Annotated in this window: 16 protein-coding genes and 1 tRNA gene; 14 read left to right on the forward strand and 3 right to left on the reverse strand. The window is 70.6% G+C overall.

Annotated elements, in window-relative coordinates:
• Positions 1–210: 210 nt before the first annotated feature.
• The 8 genes from ABZU76_RS36620 (at position 211) to ABZU76_RS36655 (ending at position 10014) form a co-directional block, all read left to right on the forward strand.
• A complete protein-coding gene (locus ABZU76_RS36620) occupies positions 211–1041 on the forward strand; it encodes a class II fructose-bisphosphate aldolase (RefSeq protein WP_354878222.1) in 831 nt (276 codons plus the stop codon).
• Positions 1042–1233: 192 nt separating this feature from the next.
• On the forward strand, positions 1234–2388 hold the full coding sequence (locus ABZU76_RS36625; RefSeq protein WP_354878225.1) for an acyl-CoA dehydrogenase family protein: 1155 nt from the start codon (positions 1234–1236) through the stop codon (positions 2386–2388).
• A 40-nt stretch (positions 2389–2428) separates the two neighbouring features.
• Positions 2429–4030: a carboxyl transferase domain-containing protein gene (locus ABZU76_RS36630; RefSeq protein ID WP_354878228.1), complete on the forward strand. Its 1602-nt coding sequence runs from the start codon at positions 2429–2431 to the stop codon at positions 4028–4030.
• A gap of 8 nt (positions 4031–4038) precedes the next feature.
• Entirely contained in the window at positions 4039–6060 is a 2022-nt protein-coding gene (locus ABZU76_RS36635) for a biotin carboxylase N-terminal domain-containing protein (RefSeq protein WP_354878231.1), read from the forward strand.
• Entirely contained in the window at positions 6057–6818 is a 762-nt protein-coding gene (locus tag ABZU76_RS36640) for an enoyl-CoA hydratase-related protein (RefSeq protein WP_354878234.1), read from the forward strand. Before ABZU76_RS36635 ends, ABZU76_RS36640 begins: the two co-directional genes overlap by 4 nt.
• A gap of 1 nt (position 6819) precedes the next feature.
• Positions 6820–7626 carry a TIGR03084 family metal-binding protein gene (locus ABZU76_RS36645; protein WP_354878237.1) on the forward strand — a complete coding sequence of 269 codons (807 nt, stop codon included), beginning with the start codon at positions 6820–6822 and terminating at the stop codon, positions 7624–7626.
• A complete protein-coding gene (locus tag ABZU76_RS36650) occupies positions 7623–9401 on the forward strand; it encodes an acyclic terpene utilization AtuA family protein (protein ID WP_354878240.1) in 1779 nt (592 codons plus the stop codon). Before ABZU76_RS36645 ends, ABZU76_RS36650 begins: the two co-directional genes overlap by 4 nt.
• Before the next feature lie 7 nt (positions 9402–9408).
• Positions 9409–10014, forward strand: a complete 606-nt coding sequence (locus ABZU76_RS36655; protein ID WP_354878243.1) for a TetR/AcrR family transcriptional regulator — start codon at positions 9409–9411, stop codon at positions 10012–10014.
• A 26-nt stretch (positions 10015–10040) separates the two neighbouring features.
• On the opposite strand, the gene ABZU76_RS36660 is transcribed toward ABZU76_RS36655, so the two are convergent.
• Positions 10041–11072, reverse strand: a complete 1032-nt coding sequence (locus tag ABZU76_RS36660) for an LLM class F420-dependent oxidoreductase (RefSeq protein ID WP_354878246.1) — start codon at positions 11070–11072, stop codon at positions 10041–10043.
• Positions 11073–11243: 171 nt separating this feature from the next.
• Here ABZU76_RS36660 and ABZU76_RS36665 point away from each other — a divergent pair, with 171 nt between their 5' ends.
• Positions 11244–12911 (forward strand): AMP-binding protein, encoded by a 1668-nt coding sequence (locus tag ABZU76_RS36665; protein ID WP_354878249.1) that lies wholly within the window; start codon positions 11244–11246, stop codon positions 12909–12911.
• 65 nt (positions 12912–12976) lie between these two features.
• The gene (locus ABZU76_RS36670) at positions 12977–13747 is read left to right on the forward strand and encodes an enoyl-CoA hydratase/isomerase family protein (RefSeq protein ID WP_354878251.1); all 771 of its coding nucleotides are present in this window, start codon (positions 12977–12979) and stop codon (positions 13745–13747) included.
• A 1-nt stretch (position 13748) separates the two neighbouring features.
• Here the strand turns inward: ABZU76_RS36670 and ABZU76_RS36675 are convergent, their stop codons facing one another.
• The gene (locus ABZU76_RS36675) at positions 13749–14399 is read right to left on the reverse strand and encodes a TetR/AcrR family transcriptional regulator (protein ID WP_220243841.1); all 651 of its coding nucleotides are present in this window, start codon (positions 14397–14399) and stop codon (positions 13749–13751) included.
• A gap of 315 nt (positions 14400–14714) precedes the next feature.
• Between ABZU76_RS36675 and ABZU76_RS36680 the strand changes: the two genes are divergently transcribed.
• Positions 14715–15995, forward strand: coding sequence for an alpha/beta hydrolase (locus ABZU76_RS36680; RefSeq protein ID WP_354878253.1), 1281 nt, complete (start codon positions 14715–14717; stop codon positions 15993–15995).
• A gap of 81 nt (positions 15996–16076) precedes the next feature.
• Here ABZU76_RS36680 and ABZU76_RS36685 read toward each other — a convergent pair.
• Positions 16077–16149, reverse strand: a tRNA-Arg gene (locus ABZU76_RS36685).
• A gap of 115 nt (positions 16150–16264) precedes the next feature.
• Here ABZU76_RS36685 and ABZU76_RS36690 point away from each other — a divergent pair.
• The 3 genes from ABZU76_RS36690 to ABZU76_RS36700 all read left to right on the forward strand — a co-directional run bounded on the left by ABZU76_RS36690 (position 16265) and on the right by ABZU76_RS36700 (position 19476).
• A complete protein-coding gene (locus ABZU76_RS36690) occupies positions 16265–17389 on the forward strand; it encodes an epoxide hydrolase family protein (protein ID WP_354878256.1) in 1125 nt (374 codons plus the stop codon).
• Positions 17390–17564: 175 nt separating this feature from the next.
• Positions 17565–18485, forward strand: coding sequence for a cation diffusion facilitator family transporter (locus ABZU76_RS36695; protein WP_354878259.1), 921 nt, complete (start codon positions 17565–17567; stop codon positions 18483–18485).
• Between the two features lie 175 nt (positions 18486–18660).
• Positions 18661–19476 (forward strand): MBL fold metallo-hydrolase, encoded by an 816-nt coding sequence (locus ABZU76_RS36700; protein ID WP_354878262.1) that lies wholly within the window; start codon positions 18661–18663, stop codon positions 19474–19476.
• Positions 19477–19526 lie beyond the last annotated feature (50 nt).

A 19526-nucleotide genomic window follows, 5' to 3' on the forward strand; every position in this document is an offset into this window, starting at 1 on the left:
TGGTTCGACCGTCGCCGCGCGCCGACCGTCCTAGGCAGCTGGCCGGCCCGGTTCCACACGCCCCGCGCCGAAAAACTCGGCCTGGAACCGGAGCTCTCGTTCGACGACATCGTCCGCGCCTATCTCGAAGACCTCGGACGCTGACCCGGCCGGGATCGTCCTTCGTGGACGGTCCCGACACCTCTCTCCCGGAAGTGGAGTTTTCGACCGATGCGAGCGGCACTCGACGACCTGGTCGCCCGGCGACTCGCCGACCAGGCGGCCATTCCCGCGTTCACCTGCTACGGGGCGGACACCGCGCTGGCGGTGGTCAGCGCGGCGGAAGAGGCGGGCCTGCCCGTGATCCTGCTGGTGGCGCCCTCGGCCGCCGAGCCGCGCCTCATCCGGACGCTGCGCTCGATCGCCGACGCGGCGGCCGTCCCGGTGTGCGTGCAGCTCGACCACGCGAAGGACGCGGCGTTGATCAGCATGGCGATCGAGCACGGTGTCGACGCCGTGCTCGCGGACGGCTCCCACCTGCCGCCGGACGCGAACGCGGCGTTCGTCCGCGAGGTCGGGGCTTTCGCCGCAACGCGCGGCGTCGTCGTGGAAGCGGAGCTCGGCAGCGTTCCCGGAGACGAAGACCGAGCGGAAGCCGTCGAGGTCTCCGGCAAGACCGATCCTGCGCAGATCCGGCCGTTCCTCGCGGCCTCGGGGGCCCAGCTGCTCGCGTGCGGCGTCGGCAACGTGCACGGCCGCTACCGCGGTGCGCCCGCCCTCGACTGGCCGCGGCTGGCCCGCATCCGTGCCGAGGCCGGCACCGTCCCGCTCGTCCTGCACGGCGCGTCCGGTCTGCCACCGTCGGACCTGCGTCGCTGCGGTGCCGTCGGCGTCGGAAAGGTGAACGTCAACACCGAACTCCGCACCGCGATGCTCGAAACCCTCGAAGCCGGCGTCGGCCCGGCCCGCGCGTCCGGTGAGGACATGCTGGCGCTCACCCGCGCGGTGCTGGACAAGGCGACCGGCGTCGCGCGCACCGTGCTCGAAACCCTCGGCGGCTAGGGCGGTCAGCCCAGTGTTGCCACTCGCACCCAAGTTATCCGTCATTCACTGAATTCGACGGCGGGTGAACAGGCCGGACCATCACTGAATTGGGTGGCCAGCTGGTCAAGTGCACTTCGATGTCTTCGCTTGCCAAAGCCGCTCTAGTGAACCACTATGCACTAGGGCGCTGCGACGGACGAAGGAGTCGGTGTGGACTTTCAGGAGGCCTCGGAACACAGGGATCTCCGGGACACGGTGCGGGCGATCGCCGCGAAGTTCGGGCCGGAGTACTACGTCCCGCGCGCCGAGGCCGGCGAGCCCACCGCCGAGCTGTGGGCCGAGCTGGGCCGCAACGGGTTCCTGGGGATCAACCTGCCGGAGGAGTACGGCGGTGGTGGCGCCGGCCTGGCCGAGCTGGCGATGGTGTGCGAGGAGACCGCAGCCGCGGGCTGCCCGTTGCTGCTGCTCATGGTGTCCGCCGCCATCTCGGGCGAGATGATCTCCGACTACGGCACCGCCGAGCAGAAACAGCACTGGCTGCCGCGCATGGCTTCCGGCGAGACGAAGATCGTCTTCGGTATCACCGAACCCGACGCCGGGTCCAACACCCACCGGCTCTCGACCGTCGCGGTGCGGGACGGCGACGACTTCGTCCTCAACGGCACCAAGCACTACATCTCCGGCGTCGACGAGGCCGAGGCCGTCCTGCTCGTCACGCGCACCGGCCGCGACGAGACCACCGGCCGCGCCCGGCTGTCGCTGTTCCTCGTGCCCACCGACACCCCCGGGTTCGTCGCGACGCGGCTGCCGGTGTCGGCGAAGCTGCCCGAGAAGCAGTTCGTGCTGCACTTCGACGACCTGCGCCTGCCCGCGAGCGCCCTGGTCGGCGAAGAGGGCAACGGCTTCCACCAGGTCTTCCACGGGCTCAACCCGGAGCGCATCACCGGTGCGGCCGTTTGCGTCGGCATCGCCCGCCACGTGCTGGCCCAGGCCGCGGACTACGCGTCGACGCGGGCCGTCTGGGACGCGCCGATCGGGCAGCACCAGGGCATCGCGCACCCGCTCGCGAAGGCCAAGATCGAGACCGATCTGGCCGCACTGATGACGGCGAAGGCGGCCTGGCAGCACGACCACGGCGAACCGGCGGGCGAAGCCGCGAACATGGCCAAGTACGCGGCGGCCGAGGCGGCCGGAGCTGCCGTGGAAGCGGCGATCCAGACGCACGGCGGCAACGGGTTCGCCACCGAATACGGCCTGCTGCCGTACTGGGGCATCGCGCGCCTGCTCCAGGTCGCGCCGGTGAGCCGGGAGATGGTCCTGAACTACGTCTCCCAGCACAGCCTCGGGCTGCCCCGTTCGTACTGAGCCCGAGACAAGCGAGCCGAGAGAAACGGACCACCGCGAGATGACCACCGTGTTGCGGTCCGCGTTGAACACCGCGGACGAGACCTTCCAGACCAACCTGAAGCACCAGAAACAGGTGCTGGCCGAGCTCGACGAGCAGATCCAGGCGGCCATCGCCGGCGGTGGGCCGCGCTACCAGCAGCGCCACCGCGACCGCGGGCGGCTGCTCGTCCGCGAACGCATCGAGCTCCTGCTCGACCGTGATGCGTCGTTCCTCGAACTGTCGTCGCTGGCGGCGTGGGGCACGCAGTTCTCGGTCGGCGCCTCGGTGGTGACCGGGATCGGCGTCGTCTCCGGGGTCGAGTGCGTGCTGATTGCACACGACCCGACCGTGCGCGGCGGGGCGATGAACCCGTACTCGCTGAAGAAGACGTTGCGAGCGCTGGAGATCGCCCGGATCAACCGGCTGCCGGTGATCAACCTGGTCGAGTCGGGCGGTGCCGACCTGCCCACGCAGTCGGAGCTGTTCGTGCACGCGGGCAAGATCTTCCACGATCTCACCGAGCTGTCGTCGCTGGCGATCCCCACCGTCGCGCTGGTGTTCGGCAACTCGACCGCGGGCGGCGCCTACGTGCCCGGAATGTGCGACTACGCGGTGATGGTCGACGGCCAGGCCAAGGTCTTCCTCGGCGGCCCGCCGCTGGTGAAGATGGCCACCGGCGAGGACGCCGACGACGAGGAGCTCGGCGGCGCGGCCATGCACGCCAAGGTTTCCGGGCTGTGCGACTACTTCGCGGCCGACGAGCGCGACTGCATCCGGATCGGGCGCCAGATCGTCGCCGAGTTCACCTGGCGCAAGCTCGGCCCCGGCCCGACGCTGCCCGCAGACGAGCCGCTGTACGACCCGGAGGAGCTGCTCGGTATCGCGCCCTCGGACATCAAGGTGCCCTTCGACCCGCGTGAGGTCATCGCGCGGGTGGTCGACGGATCGCGCTTCGGCGAGTACAAACCCTTGTGGGGCACCAGCCTCGTCACCGGCTGGGCCTCTGTGCACGGCTACCCGGTGGGCATCCTGGCCAACGCGCGCGGCGTGTTGTTCAGCGAGGAAGCCAAGAAGGCCAGCGAGTTCATCCAGCTCGCCAACCAGACCGACACGCCGCTGCTGTTCCTGCAGAACACCACGGGTTACATGGTGGGCAAGAACTACGAGCAGGGCGGGATCATCAAGGACGGCTCCAAGATGATCAACTCCGTTGCCAACAGCAAGGTTCCGCACATCACGGTGAACCTCGCCGCGTCCTTCGGCGCCGGCAACTACGGCATGTCCGGCCGCGCGTACGACCCGCGGCTGATGTTCGCGTGGGCCGGGTCCCGGCTGGCAGTGATGGGTGCCGCGCAGCTGGCCGGCGTCATGTCCATCGTCGCGAAGCAGTCGGCGGCGGCCAACGGGCGGGAGTTCGACCTCGAAGCGGACGAGCGCAACCGCGCGGCGATCGAGGCGCAGATCGAGAAGGAGTCGCACGCCTTCTTCGTCACCGCGCGGCTCTACGACGACGGCCTCATCGACCCTCGCGACACCCGCACCGTGCTCGGCATCGCGCTGTCCGCCGCGCACTCCAACACCGTCGCCGGCCAGCGTGGCTACGGCGTCTTCCGGATGTGAGGACCACCTTGAAAACCAGCTGGACCCCGCCGGGCACCCGCCCGATCCGGAAGCTGCTCGTGGCCAACCGCGGCGAGATCGCGGAACGGGTGATCCGCTCCGCGCGAGCCCTGGACATCGCCACCGTCGCGGTGCACTCCGATCCGGACGCTGACGCGTTGTTCGTCGAGGCCGCCGACGAAGCCGTGCTCCTGCCCGGCTCGTCGTCGGCCGAGACCTACCTGCGAGGCGAGCTCATCGTCGAAGCCGCGCTGGCCACGGGCGCGGACGCGATCCACCCCGGCTACGGGTTCCTGTCCGAGAATGCCGGCTTCGCGCGCCGCTGCGCCGACGCGGGGCTGGTTTTCGTCGGGCCGCCGGTCGCGGCGATCGAGGCCATGGGGTCGAAGATCGCGGCCAAGGAGTTGATGGCGAAGGCCGGCGTTCCCGTTCTGCCCGGCGCCACCATCGACGACACCACCGATGTGGATGCCGCGACCGTGACCGGCATGGCCGAGGACATCGGCTTCCCGCTGCTGGTCAAGGCGGCCTTCGGCGGTGGCGGGCGCGGGATGCGGATCGTGCGCGAGGCCGCGGAAGTCGTCGAAGCCGTGACGAGCGCGCGGCGGGAAGCGGCGTCGGCGTTCGGCAACGGAACCGTGTTCCTGGAACGGTTCGTGGAGAACCCGCGCCACGTCGAGGTCCAGATCTTCGGGGACGCGCACGGCACCGTCGTGCACCTGTTCGAACGTGAGTGCTCGATCCAGCGCAGGTACCAGAAGATCATCGAGGAAGCGCCGTCGCCGGCCGTGGACGAGGCGCTGCGCAAGCAGCTCGGCGACGCGGCGGTCGCGGCGGGTGCCGCGATCGGGTACACCGGCGCGGGCACCGTGGAGTTCGTGATGGCGCCGAACGGGGAGTTCTTCTTCCTCGAGGTCAACACGCGCCTGCAGGTGGAACACCCGGTCACCGAGGAGATCACCGGGCTGGACCTCGTCGCTCTGCAGCTGAGCGTCGCCGAAGGCGAGCCGCTGCCGGTGGAAGCGACGGAAGCCGGGATCACCGGCCACGCGGTCGAAGCGCGCCTGTACGCCGAGGACCCGGCGGCCGATTACCTGCCGGGCAGCGGCACGCTTCACCGCTTCCGGATCCCGGCCCTGCCGGGGGTCCGCGTCGACACCGGGGTCCGCGACGGCTCGGTGGTCGGCACGCACTACGACCCCATGCTCGCCAAAGTCATCGCGCACGGCCGCACGCGCGCCGAAGCCGTGCGGAAACTCGCCAGAGCCCTTGCCGAAGCGCAGATCCACGGTCTGGTCACCAACCGCGACCTGCTCGTGGCGATCCTGCGTGAACCCGACTTCGCCGCCGGCGCGACCGACACCGGTTACCTCACGCGCCACGATCCCGCCGCGCTGATCGGCGTGCCCGGCAAGGAGGCGGTGACCGTGCACGCGCTGGCGGCCGCCGTAGCGAGTCAGGCCGACCGCCGGGGCCGGGCCGAGGTGCAGCGGGTCGTGCCGACGGGGTGGCGCAACGTCGCGAGCGCCCCGCAGCGCGCCGAGTACCGCCTCGCGGACACCGACGTCGACGTCACCTACCGCTTCACCCGCCAGGGACTCGACGCGTGGGTGGACGGTTCCCCGGTGGACGGCCTCGCGGTCCTCGACGCGCGTCCGGACCGGGTGGACCTGCGCGTGAACGGAATCCGGCGCACGGTCCACGTGCACCAGGTGAGCGACACCGTCTACTGCGACAGCGTGCTGGGTGCCACCACCTTCACCGAACGACCCCGGCTGCCCGAGCCGGGCACGGACGCCGCGCCCGGTTCGTTGCTGGCGCCGATGCCGGGCACGGTCGTCCGGGTCGTCGCGGAACAAGGACAGCACGTCGAGGCCGGCGCGGTGATCGTGGTGTTCGAGGCGATGAAGATGGAGCACTCCGTGCGCGCGCCGGTCGCCGGGCTCGTGGCCGAGCTGTCCGTCGAGCTGGGCCAGACCGTCGAATCGGGCGAGATCGTCGCCGTCATCACCGAAGAGGAGGCCGGATGACCCCCGTGCGCTACGAGGTGACCAACGGCGTCGCCTGGCTCACCATCGACCGCCCCGAGGCGCGCAACGCGTTGAGTGAGGCGGTCCGAAAAGGACTGTTCGACGGCGTGCACCGCTTCAATGCCGACGACGACGCGAAAGTCCTCGTCCTGACCGGCGCCGGCGACAAGGCGTTCTGCGCCGGCGGCGACCTCAAGGAGATGAACGAGACCGCGCTGACCGTGCCGCCCCCGGACTTTCTTCCCCAGTTCGGGCGCAACGTCGACGTGCCGAAGCCGACGATCGCCGCGGTCAACGGGATCGCCTACGGCGGCGGGTTCCTGCTCGCGCAGCAGTGTGATCTCGTGGTGGCCGCCGAGCACGCGCGCTTCGCCGTGTCGGAGGTCAAGGTCGGCCGCGGTTCGCCGTGGGCGGCACCGTTGTCCTGGCTCGTGCCGCCGCGGGTCGCGCTGGAGATCCTGCTGACCGGCGATCCGATCAGCGCCGCGCGGGCACAGCAGCACGGCCTGGTCAACGACGTCGTCGCGGCGGCCGACCTGCGCGAACGCACGCAGCAGTTGGCCGAGCGCATCGCGGCCAACGCGCCGCTGTCCGTGCTCGCCGCCAAGCGCACCGCGTACCTGTCGGCCGGCCACAGCCGGGCCGAGGCCTACGACCTGGCCGAGGAGATCTGGGAACCCGTGTACCTGTCCGAAGATGCGCAGGAAGGCCCGTTGGCGTTCAAGGAAAAGCGCACGCCGGTCTGGCAGGGCCGCTGACGTGGCCGTTTCGATGCGGCAGGTGCTCGACGACCTCGTCGCCGAGACCCGGGTGCTGCAGGACCTCGTGGCGGACCTCGACGACGCGGCGATCTCCCGGCCGACCCCGGCGGTGGGCTGGACCGTCCGGGACCAGCTCACGCACCTCGCGTACTTCGACGAGACGGCGACACAAGCCGCGGTCGACCCGGCCGCGTTCCGGCTCGCCGCCGACGCCCTCGTGGCCGGTGGCATGGATTTCCCCGACCGGGTCGCGGCCGAACACGCGACGCTGCCCGCGGAAGCGGTCCGCACCTGGTTCGACCGGACGCGCCGCGAGTTCGTCACCGCCTTCCGCGACCTCGACCCGAAAGCGCGGCTCCCGTGGTACGGCCCGGACATGAGTGCCCTGTCCTCGGTCACCGCGCGGCTGATGGAGACCTGGGCGCACGGACAGGACGTCGCCGACGCGCTGGGCCGTGACCGCGAGCCGACCGACCGGCTGCGCCACATCGCGCACCTCGGCGTGCAGACCGCCGCGTTTTCCTTCGCCCTGAACGGAAAACCCGCACCGGCCGAGCCGATCCGGGTCGAGCTCACGGCCGCGTCCGGCGCCGTGTGGACGTGGGGGCCGGCCGAGGCCGCGGACCGCGTCACCGGGACCGCGCTCGACTTCTGCCTCGTCGTGACCCAGCGCCGCCACCGCGACGACACCGCTCTCGAGGTGGCGGGCCCGGTCGCGACCGAGTGGCTGTCCGTCGCCCAGACCTTCGCCGGCAGCCCCGGAACCGGGCGAGCGCCCCTGAGCCATGCGGGAGGACCATCGTGACCACGACCGGCGGCCGCGCCGTGCGCATCGGCAACTGCTCCGGCTTCTACGGCGACCGGTTGCAGGCCGCCCGCGAGATGGTCGAGGGCGGCCCGATCGACGTGCTCACCGGCGACTACCTCGCCGAGCTGACCATGCTGATCCTCTGGAAGGCCAAGCAGAAGGACCCGGCGACGGGGTTCGCGAAGACGTTCCTCACTCAGGTCGAGCACGTGCTGGGCACCTGCCTCGACCGCGGCATCCGGATCGTTTCGAACGCCGGCGGCCTCAACCCCGCCGGGCTGGCGGCCGAACTCGGTGCGCTGGCCGAACGGCTCGGCCTGCACCCACGCATCGCGTACGTCGACGGAGACGACCTCGTGCCCCGCCTCGACGAGCTGCAGGCGGCCGGCCACGCCTTCGCGCACCTCGACACCGGCCGCAAGCTCGCCGACGCCGGTGTGCGCCCGGTTTCGGCCAACGCCTACCTCGGCGCGTGGGGGATCACCGAAGCCCTGCGGGCGGACGCGGACCTGGTCGTGACCGGGAGGGTCACCGACGCGTCGGTGGTGGTCGGCCCGGCGGCGTGGTGGCACGGCTGGACCCGCGACGACGCGGACCTCCACGACAAGATCGCCGGCGCGATGGCCGCCGGCCACGTGATCGAATGCGGGCCCCAGGCCACGGGTGGGAACTACGCGTTCTTCGAGGAGGTCACCGACCGCCGGTACCCGGGCTTCCCGATCGCCGAGGTCGACGCCGACGGCTCGAGCGTGATCACCAAGCACGCCGATACCGGCGGGCTCGTGTCCGTGGGCACCGTGACCGCGCAGTTGCTGTACGAGATCGCCGAGCCGGCGTACCTCGGGCCGGACGCCGTGGCCCATTTCGACACTCTCGAGCTCGTGCCCGACGGCGAGCACCGCGTGCGCATCCGGGGCGTGCGCGGCAGCGCGCCGACCGACCGGCTCAAGGTGGCGCTCAACTACGAGGGCGGGTATCGCAACACGATGACGCTCGTGCTGACCGGCACCCGCATCGAGGAGAAAGCGGCGTGGGCCGAGCAGCAGCTGGTCGAGCTGCTGGGCGGACGGGAGCGGTTCGCGGAGTTCGACGTGCGGCTGCTGCGGTTCGACCACCCCGACGCGGCGACCAACGCCGAGGCCACCGCGCACCTGCGCGTGACGGTGAAGGACCCCGACCGGCGCAAGGTCGGCCGCGCGTTCTCCAACACCACCATGGAGCTCGCGCTTGGCGGCTACCCGGGTTTCCACACCACGACGCCGCCGTCCGCGGAAAGCGCGTACGGCGTCTATTGGCCGACGCTGATCCCCGCGTCCGAAGTGGAGCACCGCGTCACGCTGCCCGACGGGACCGTGCGGACCATCCCGCACAGCCCGGTGACGGCGGTTGCGCCTGAGGTCTCGGAGCCGGCGGTGGCCGAGGTGCCCGCCGGGCCGACCCGACGGCTGCCGCTCGGGACGATCGTGGGAGCCCGATCCGGGGACAAGGGCGGCAACGCCAACATCGGGGTGTGGGTCCGCACCGACGAGGAGTACGCGTGGCTGCGCGGTTATCTGACCGTCGAGCGTGTGCGCGAACTGCTCCCGGAGGCTGCGGAGCTGGACATCCGGAGTTACGAGCTGGCCAACCTGCGCGCGGTGAACCTCGTGGTCGTCGGCATCCTCGGTGCGGGCGTCGCCTCCGCGACGCGGCCCGACCCGCAGGCGAAGGGGCTGGGCGAGTACCTGCGCAGCCGCCTCGCGGACGTCCCGGAACACCTCCTGCGGAGCTGAGTCCACAGTGGATGATGCGCGTACGCCGAGACGAGATCCGGACCGCAAGGAGCGGATCCTGGCCGTCTCGGCCGACCTGATTTCGCGACACGGATACCACGCGGTGGGCCTGGCCGAGATCGGCGCGGCGGCGGGCATCGTGAGCACCGGGGTCTACCGCCACTTCCCGAGCAAGGCGGCGATCCTGACCGCGCTGCTGTACCGGGTGATGGACCTGCTGGACTCGGCGGCCGCCGAGATCCTGGCGACCACGCCGGACGAGCGCACCGCGGTGACCGAGCTGGTGCGCCACCACGTCCGCGTGGCCGTGGAGGAGCGGCGGATCCTGCAGGTGTACCACCTGGAGGCGCGCAACCTCCCGGCCGAGGACCTGCGCCGGCTGCAGCGGGCCCAGCGCGAGTACCTGGAGGGCTGGGCGGCAGCGGTGCGGCCACTGCGGCCGGGCCTGGCGGAAGGCGAGGCGAGGGTGCTGGTCCACTCGGCGATCGGCTGCGTGCAGTCGGTGTTGTTCCACCAATCGGGCCTGCTCGCGGACCGGCTGACGGAGCTGCTGCGCGGTGCGGCGCACGCCTGCCTGGGAGTGCCGCCGGTCGAACCGGAGGCGAGCGGGTGAGCCGGGAGCGCGCGGCCGTGCCGAGGTCAGCAGAGCACCGCGCGGGCCACGAGCGCGAGGTCGTCCGGCAGTCCCTGTACGGCGAGCGAATCGACCACAGTGGACTCCCACCGGCACAGGTCCTCGCGGATCTTGCCCACCGGCCCCACGAGGGCGACCTCCTCGACGAGCGCGGTCGGGATCGCGGCCGCGGCGGCCTGCTTTTCGCCGCGGAGGTAGTTGTCCTGCACGCGCGCCGCCACGTCGGCGTAACCCAGGCGGGTGAAAACGTCGTGGTGGAAGTTCGCTTCGCGGGCGCCCATGCCGCCGATGTACAGCGCGAGCTCGGGCCGGACGCGGTCGGCCGCGCGCTCGACGTCCTGGTCCACGACGACCGGCACCGTGGCGATCACCTCGAAGTGCGCCGGGCGACCACCGGGCCGGCGGGCGAAGCCGGCGTCGAGCGCGGCCCGGTAGAACGCGTCGGCCTCGGGGGAGAAGAACATCGCGTGCCAGCCGTCGGCGATCTCGGCCGCGAGCGCGACGTTGCGCGGGCCCTCGGCACCCAGCTGGATCGGCAGGTCCGGCCGCAGGTGGTGCAGCGTCGAGCGCAGCGGCTTGCCGAGCCCGGTGCCCGACGGCAGCGGAAGGCGGTGGAACTCCCCGTCGTAGGTGAGCGGGGCTTCGCGGGCCAGGACCTGGCGGACGACCTCGACGTACTCCCGGGTACGAGCCAGCGGACGGGGGAAGGCGACACCGTGCCAGCCCTCGGACACCTGCGGGCCGGAGGCGCCGAGGCCGAGGACCACGCGTCCGCCGGAGAGGTGGTCCAGCGTCGCCGCCGCCATCGCGGTGGCCGTGGGGGAGCGGGCGGGGATCTGCGCGACGGCCGTGCCGAGGCGCACGCGCGTCGTACGGGCGGCGCACCAGGCGAGCGGGGTGAACACGTCCGAGCCGTAGGCCTCGGCGAACCAGATCCCGTCGAAGCCGAGGTCCTCGATCTCCCGGACGCGCTCGTCCCACCGCGCCGGCACCCCGCGGAAGAACTGGCCGACGTTGACACCCACGGGGATCGGCATTTCGGTCGCCTCCTGAACGCGCATTTGGTGAGTGCATCGTTGTTCACTCGACGCTTCCTAGCAAGCTGCACTGATCGGGTAACGATGTGAATGGCTAGTGACTTTGGTCTTGCCAGTGCGCGCGTCAAGTTGGATGCTGTGCGGCGTCTGGCATTCGGCAAGGAGGCTGGTGTGGACCTGTTCGGGAAGATCGACGTCACGACGTTACGAGGCCGCCGGGCGGTCAACCGCTGGGAACGGACCTCCGTCGGCGACGTGTTCGAACGCCTGACGTGGAGCTACCCCGACAAGGTCGCGATCACCGGCCGACCTGGCGCGTACGGCGAGGAGCGGTTCGCGTCGGTCACCTTCCGCCAGGCCGACGAGATCGCCAACCAGCTCGCCCACGCGCTGGCCGCGCGCGGGCTCGAACCGGGCGCCCGGGTCGCGCTCTTCTGCGAGAACTCCGTCGAGGCGTACCTGGCGAAGATCGGCATCGCGAAGGCCGGGATGGTCGCCATGCCGATCAACCCCGCGCTGGCCACCGACGTGCTCGAATACCTGATCGGCCAGGCCGAACCGGAGGCGGCCATCGTCGACTCCGAACTTTGGCCGCGGGCTCGGGTGGCCTTCGAGACCGCCGGGCTGCCGGTCGCCGCGACGATCACCATCGGCGGCGGCGCGGTCGCGGGCAGCCCGACGTTCGGCGCCTTCCTCGCCGGCCGGCCGGTGACCGAGCCCGACGTCGAGATCCACGGCGACGACATCTGGCAGCTGCTCTACACCTCCGGCACCACGGCCATGCCGAAGGGCGCGATGATCTCGCACTCGGCCAGCCACCTGGCGGCGCTGAACTTCTCCGTCTCGCTGACGCGCGGGCTCCGCGTGGAGACCGAGGTGAAGGTGATGACCTACCTGCCGATGATCTACCACGTCGGCGACCAAGTGTTCACCTTCTCGGCGTTCCTCGCCGGGGGTTCGCTGGTCCTCGGCCGCCGGCCGGTGCCCGACCAGGTCGCCCTGGCCATCGACGAGGAGCGGCCGACCGCGCTGTGGGCCGGCTCGCCGCAGTTCGTCGCCGCGTTGACCGCCGAGGCGGAGAAATCCGGTCGCGATCTCTCCGGCCTCACCGTGCTGGTCTACGGCTGGGGTGCGCTCGAACCGGCCGTTTACGAGACCCTGCAACGGAAAGCGCCCGGCCTGGTCGTGCTCGGCATCTTCGGGCAGACCGAGGCGATCGCGTGCCACCGGTTCTGGCCGGCGAAGTGGCCGGAGGTCTACGAACGCACGGCTCCCGCGTTGAACTACGTCGGGGTGCCGAGTCCGCTGCTCGCCTCCGACGTCGTCGACGAGACCGGTACCTCCCTGCGCGACCAGCCGCAGGTGCCCGGCGAAGCCGTGTACCGGAGCCCGACCGTCACGGCCGGGTACTACCTCAACGAGGACGCGACCCGCGAGGCCTTCCGCGGCGGCTGGTTCCACTCCGGTGACAGCGCGGTGGTGGACGAGGACGGCCTGCGCGTGATGGTCGACCGGTTCAAGGACATCGTGAAGTCCGGCGGTGAGAACGTGTCCAGCTTGCGGGTGGAGGCGGTGCTGCACCGGCACCCGGCCGTCGAGAAAGCCGCCGTGATCGGCCTGCCGCACGAGCACTGGGGCGAAGCCGTGACGGCGGTCGTCGTGCTGCGGCCTGGCGCGGAGGCCGACGAGACGTCGCTCATCGCGCACTGCCGCGCCGCGCTCGGCGGCTACGAGACTCCCAAGGCGGTCGTCTTCGAGGACGCCCTGCCCGAGACCGTCGGCGGCAAGGTCCTCAAGTACAAGCTGAGGGGCCGGCACGCCGGCCTCTACGGGTCGTGAGGCTGAGGAGCAACCTTGCCCCTTCGTGATCTCCGGCGCTTCGCTGTCCTTTGTGGAGGACCCTGATGACTCTGGTCGACCTGACCTACCAGGACTCGATCGCCCTCGTGCGCCTCAACCGCCCGGACCGCCTCAACGCCCTCTCCGACGAGCTCCTGACCGACCTCGAGACCACGCTCGACCGCATCGCCGCCTCGGCTTGCCGCGCGATCGTCGTGACCGGTGCCGGGCGCGCGTTCTGCGTCGGTGCGGACCTGCCCGAGGTGCTCGACCGGCTGGACGGCGGCCAGGAGGACCTGCTGGCATTCGTGCGGCGCGCCGGGAACCTGTTCAGCCGCTGGGAAAACTCACCCTTGCCGGTCATCGCCGCCGTCAACGGTCACGCCGTCGCCGGCGGTTTCGAACTGGTCCTCGCCGCGGACGCCGTTGTCGCGGCCGAGGGCGCCCTCCTCGGCGACGGCCACGTCCGCTACGGCATGCTGCCCGGCGGAGGCGGCGCGGTCCGCATCGAACGCAAGCTCCCGGCCAACGTCGCCCGCCGCCTGCTGCTCACCGGCGACCTCGAACCCGCCGAACGCTTCCATTCCTGGGGTCTCATCGAGGAAGTCGTGCCGGCGCAGGGTTTGCTCGACGCGGCGTTCGCCCTCGCCCGCCGCTTCACCGCCCACAGCGCCCTCGCCCTGGCCGAGGTCAAACGCGTCGCCAACGCCGCCCGCGACCTGCCCACCGCCGAAGCCCTCGACCTGGAGTACGAGACCTTCGCGGCCTACGTGCACTCCCCGGAAATCCGCGCCGGCCTGACAGAGTTCCGCGAGCGCGAACGCCCACCCGCGTAGCTCAGGCGCCCTGCTCGTCCGGCCATTCCTCGCCCGCGTCGCCCGCCTCGACGACGACCGCGGGCGAGGCCGCGTCGATGCCGAGACAGGCGTGTGCCGCGCCGACCAGCAACGCGGCCAGTTGCGGTACCGGCAGGCCGGAGTTGAAGAACAAAATGGACTGGATGCTGCCGATCGCCGCGTGGACCAGGACGCGGATCTCGCCGTCGGCCAGGTCGGTGCGCAGCGGGGCGACCGCGCCGACCCACTCCTCGATGTAGTGGCGCTGAGCGCGGCGCAGGCGCCGGAGGTCGTTCTCCGGCAGGTTGCGCGCTTCGCGGTGGTACACCTGGAGGATCCGGCGGTCGTGGATGGCGATGCGCACGTGGTTGCCGATCAGCTCGCTCACCGCGCGCCGGTCGTCGCCTGCTTCGTCCACGATGGACGAAGCGGCGGTGGACAGCTGGTCCATCACCTGCTCCAGCAGTTCGGCGAGGATCGCCGACTTGCTGTCGAAGTGCCGGTAGATGCCCGATCCCACGATCCCCGCGGCCTGACCGATCTCGGCCATGCCCACGGTGTGGTAACCGTTGCGCGAGATCAGCTCCGCGGCCGCGGTCAGGATCCGGGCTTTGCGCGCGGGATCGCGCCGAGGCCGTTGCGCCTCTTTCACCGGTACCTCCCTCCACGGCTGACTTTCCGATCGTACCTCGCACCCGCGCGCCCCAAGCCGCCGCAGGGCGAGCGTCACTCTTGCTTTGCCGGGCAGAACAACCCGATCACGTGAATTGCGCGCGGGCTCGAGCGTGGTACTGTCCGCTAGCTAGTGAATCACAGTTCACTAGCTAGCCGCACCTCCCAAGACCCTCCACTTTCATGCTCTTCAGAGGGTTTCTTGTGCGGAAGTCCATGGTTCAGGATGACAAAGAGGTCAACCATGCCGCTCATAAAGAACGATAATTCACTACGGCGCCGGCGTGCAGCGACCGTGCTGGCGGCCCTTCTCGTGGCCACCGGAAGCGTCGTGACGCCCGTCTCGGCCGCGGTAAACCCAGCCACAGACTGCAAGAACGTCACGGTTGCGGTGACCGCGGCCGGCCAGCCGGCCACCATCGCCGGCACGCTGTGCGTCCCGCCCGGCGCCACCACCGTGCAAATCCTCGTTCACGGCTGGTCCTACGCGCGGTACTACTGGGACCTGCCGTATGAGCCGGACACCTACTCCTACGTGCGGGCGGCCAACCGGCGCGGCTACGCGACGATGAACATCGACCGCCTCGGTGACGGCCAGTCCAGCCACCCGCTGAGCGCGTTCGACAACTTCTACGCCGACGTCAGCACCGTCCACCAGGTCATCACCGCCCTGCGCGCCGGCAAGCCCGGCACCCGCTTCGACAAGGTGATCGAGGTCGGGCACAGCCTGGGCGGCATCCTCACGATGACGGAAGCGGGCCTGTACAAGGACGTCGACGCCATCATGCCGACCGGCATCGCGCACTCGCTCAACTACACCAACGTCGTCACGAAGATCATCGCCGACGACTACCCCTCGTCACTCGACCCGAAGTTCTCCGGCGCCGGCCTCGACCCCGCGTACCTGACCAGCTACCCCGACACCCGCCGCGGCTTCTACCTGGGCAACGCGACCTCGACCGACCCGGGTGTGGTCGCGAAGGACGAGCAGCTCAAGGAAACCGGCAACCTCGTCGAGCTGGCGACGTTGGCCGGCTACAACGTCCTCAACGTCGACCGCACGCTGAACATCCCCGTCTACACGGTCGTCGGGCAGCACGACCCGTTCATCTGCGGTCTGCTCGGCCCGAGCTGCTCGGATTCCGCGGCCCTGGCCGACTTCGAGCGCCCCTTCTACGGTCCTGACGCGACAGTCCTCGCCGACGTCGTCCCGAACACGGCCCACGACCTCCAGTTGGAGAAGAGTGCGCCGGACAGCAATGCGCGCATGCTCGACTTCGCGGACAAGTACGTCGGGGCCGGCACCGCGGTCCGCGACAGCGCGCCCGGTGCCGCGGCGCCCGTTCCCACGCCGCCGAACCCCACTCCGAGCCTGGCGGCACGGGCGGTCAACGCCACGGTCGTGCAAGCCGCCGTCCCGGCCATCGCGCTGCTTCAGCGCAGCAGCAACGTCGTCCCCGGCCTCGGCGACAACCAGGACCCGATCCCGGGCATGTCGCAAGCCCTCTCGACGATCGGCAACCTCACCGACACCCTCGTCGGCACATTCCCGGAAGAACTGATCAGCGGTAGTTGAGTCGGCCGCAATGACGGCACAACGAAATCGGCGGTTCTCACTCGCGAGTGAGAACCGCCGATTTCGTTTACGTGAAGAATGTGCCCTTGGCAGGATTCGAACCTGCGACACCTGCCTCCGGAGGGCAGTGCTCTATCCCCTGAGCTACAAGGGCGCATCGCTGCGCGACGAAGTCAGCTTAGCGCACCCCGGTTCGCCCGGTGTTCCGCAGGGGGTCACCTTCGGGGCCGACACTGCTAGCGTTGATCTTGCCGACGGAGGGAGCAAGGGTGGCAGCGGAACCGTTCGAGGCCCACGTGACCGAGGCCGACATCGCGGACCTGCGGGAACGGTTGCGCCGCACGCGGTGGCCCGAGGCCGAGACGGTGGACGACTGGTCCCAGGGTTTGCCGCTGGCCTACGCGCAGGAGCTGTGCCGAACCTGGGCCGAGGACTACGACTTCGGCTTCGCCGAGAGGCTGAACGCGTTCCCGCAGTTCCGCGACACCGTCGACGGGCTCGGGATCCACTTCCTGCACGTGCGCTCACCCGAGCCGGACGCGTTCCCGCTGGTGATCACACACGGGTGGCCTGGCTCGGTGCTCGAGTTCCTCGACGTGCTGGGCCCGCTCACCGACCCGCGCGCCCACGGGGGAGACCCGGCGGACGCGTTCCACGTGGTCGCACCGTCGCTGCCCGGGTACGGGTGGAGCGACAAGCCGGCGAAGGCCGGGTGGGGTGTGGAGCGGACCGCGCGGGCGTGGGACAGCCTGATGGTTTCGCTCGGCTACGAGCGCTACGGCGCGCAGGGTGGCGACTGGGGCTCGGCCGTGACCGGAGCGATCGGCGAGGTCGCGCCGGAGCGGGTGGCGGGCGTCCACGTGAACATGGCGGCCGCGCCCCTGGGGCAGTTCGACGACGCGACACCCGAGGAGCAGGCGGCGCTCGCCGCGGCGCAGGAGTTCGGCCGCACCGGGCGCGGCTACTCCGGCCAGCAGTCCACCCGCCCGCAGACGCTCGGCTACGGCCTCACCGACTCGCCTGCCGGCCAGGCCGCCTGGATCGCCGAGAAGTTCTGGGCGTGGACCGACAACAACGGCCACCCGGAAGACGCGCTGACCCGCCGCCAGATCCTCGACGCGATCTCCGTGTACTGGTTCACGGCATCGGCCACGTCGTCGGCGCGGCTGTACTGGGAGAGCTTCGGCACGGGGTTCCGGAACAAGATCACCGCGCCTTCGGGGATCTCGTTGTACCCCAAGGAGATCACGCGGCCCTCGCGCCGTGAGGCCGAGCAGCGGTTCACCGACCTGCGCTGGTTCGAACAGCTGCCGCACGGCGGGCACTTCGCCGCGATGGAGGAGCCGGAGTCGCTCGTCGAGCAGGTGCGCGGGTTCTTCCGCCTGGTGCGCTGATCCCACCAGGCGGGAGTGCTCATCCGGGGGATGGGTATCGGCCTGTGTGCCCGATTACAGTGAACTTAGGCTTACCTGTATTGCACATATGCGCATGCGACTATATATTGCGAAGAGGACCTGGCGACAGGCCCTGCACTAGTGGTGACCTGCGGAAACGACGGGAGGCGACGTCATGGGCCACGGACACGGACACGGTCACACCGCCGCCCCGGCGAGCGCCTCCGGCCGCTATCTGCGCGCGTTGCTGATCGCCCTCGTCATCGGTGCGGGCTTCATGGTGCTGGAGTTCGTGGTCGGCTTCACCACGGGCTCGCTGGCTCTGATCTCCGACGCCGCCCACATGTTCACCGACGTCCTGGGCGTCGGCATGGCGCTCACCGCGATCGTCCTGGCGCGCCGCAGCGGGCCGACGCTCAGCCGCACGTTCGGCATGTACCGCGCCGAGGTGCTGGCCGCGCTGGGCAACGCGGTGCTGTTGTTCGGCGTCGCCGGATACGTGCTGGTGGAGGCCATCGGCCGCATCACCGACCCGCCCGAGGTAGCGGGCCTGCCGGTGATGCTGGCCGCGGGAGCCGGCCTGGTCGCCAACATCGTGTCGTTCTTCGTGCTGCGCTCGGGCGCGCGCGAAAGCCTCAACGTCCGCGGCGCGTACCTCGAGGTGCTCGCCGACCTGATCGGCTCCGTCGGTGTGCTGATCAGCGGCGCGATCACCCTCACCACGGGCTGGCGCTACGCCGACCCGATCATCGGTGTCGCCATCGGCCTGTTCGTGCTGCCCCGCACGTGGGCACTGGCCCGGCGCGCGCTGCGCATCCTGTTCCAGCACGCCCCGAACACCGTCGACGTCGGCGCGATCAGCACGGAGCTCGCGGCCCTGCCGGGCGTCTCCGACGTCCACGACCTGCACGTCTGGACCCTCACCTCCGGCATGGAGGTCGCCTCGGCCCACCTCACGATGAGCGACGAGGCCGAGCAGTCCACCGTCCTCACCAAGGCGCAGGACCTCCTGTCCGCCCGGTACTCCATCAACCACGCGACGCTGCAGGTCGAAGGACCGCAGTGCGCGCGCCGGTGCCAGGAACTGTCCTGGTAACCCGCTTTGAGCCGGGATGGGCGTACGCCTGCCTTGGCGCTGAGCCGAATCCGACGGGATCTGACCCGTTCACCGGTGGCCGCTTCCCCGGGTTGGGGGCAATCTTCAAGCGGCGCAACGGATAAGCAGGCGGGCATGAGCGCGCCTGCCGAACAGACCACCAAGGGGGATGCTCGTGAGTGAGCGAATCAGTTCGCAGCGGCAGGAGTTCGGGATCGGCGTGATCGGGGGGCCGGCCACCGTCGTGGACATCGCGGGCCTGAGGTTCGTGATGGACCCGACGTTCGACGAACCGGGTCCGCGCGCCTACCTGACCAAGCTCGAGGGCCCGGCGGTCGACGAAGCCGGGCTCGGCGACGTCGACGTCGTGCTCGTGAGCCACGCCGCCCACCCCGACAACCTGGACGTCAGGGGCAAGGAATACGCCCTGGCTGCCAAAACGCTCCTGACCGGCGCCAACTCCGCGAAGCTGCTCGGCGCCACCGCCAAGGGCCTCGAGGCCTGGGAGACGATCACCATCCCGCGCGGCGACGGCGGCGGCGACCTGACCGTGCAGGCCGTTCCGGCCGAACACGGTCCCGCCGACGGCGACCGCGACGACACCGGCCACATCAACTCCCAGGTGATCGGCTTCGTGCTCTCGGGCACCGGCCTGCCGACGGTGTACCTCAGCGGCGACAACGCCTCCGTCCGCGTCGCGGCCGAGATCGCAAACAAAGTGGGGCCCATCGACGTCGCGGTCCTCTTCGCCGGCGCCGCCCGCGTCGCGGCGAAGTTCGACGGCCGCCCCCTGACGCTGACCTCCGAACGCGCCGCCGCCGTGGCCGCGGTGCTCGGCGCGAAGACCGTCCTGCCCGCCCACATCCAGGGCTGGGCCCACTTCTCCGAGGGCATCGACACATTCCGGCCCGCCTTCGACGACGCCGGCCTGGCCCACGTCCTGGCGCTGGCCGAACCGGGCGAGTGGAACGTCGTGGGCAAGCAGTCCTGACGCCTTCTTTCTCTGAGCAGGGGCCGGTCGCGGTGGACGAGGTGCGCACC

The organism is Amycolatopsis sp. NPDC005232, assembly GCF_040607795.1.
In the GTDB taxonomy this organism is placed as follows: Bacteria; Actinomycetota; Actinomycetes; order Mycobacteriales; family Pseudonocardiaceae; genus Amycolatopsis.

What these genes read in the sequence shown, in the direction of transcription:
- ABZU76_RS36620 (WP_354878222.1), top strand. Translation starts at nt 211, where the DNA reads ATGCGAGCGGCACTCGACGACCTGGTCGCCCGGCGACTCGCCGACCAG.
- ABZU76_RS36695 (WP_354878259.1), top strand. Translation starts at nt 17,565, where the DNA reads ATGGGCCACGGACACGGACACGGTCACACCGCCGCCCCGGCGAGCGCC.
- ABZU76_RS36630 (WP_354878228.1), top strand. Translation starts at nt 2,429, where the DNA reads ATGACCACCGTGTTGCGGTCCGCGTTGAACACCGCGGACGAGACCTTC.
- ABZU76_RS36640 (WP_354878234.1), top strand. Translation starts at nt 6,057, where the DNA reads ATGACCCCCGTGCGCTACGAGGTGACCAACGGCGTCGCCTGGCTCACC.
- ABZU76_RS36660 (WP_354878246.1), bottom strand. Translation starts at nt 11,072, where the DNA reads ATGCCGATCCCCGTGGGTGTCAACGTCGGCCAGTTCTTCCGCGGGGTG.
- ABZU76_RS36670 (WP_354878251.1), top strand. Translation starts at nt 12,977, where the DNA reads ATGACTCTGGTCGACCTGACCTACCAGGACTCGATCGCCCTCGTGCGC.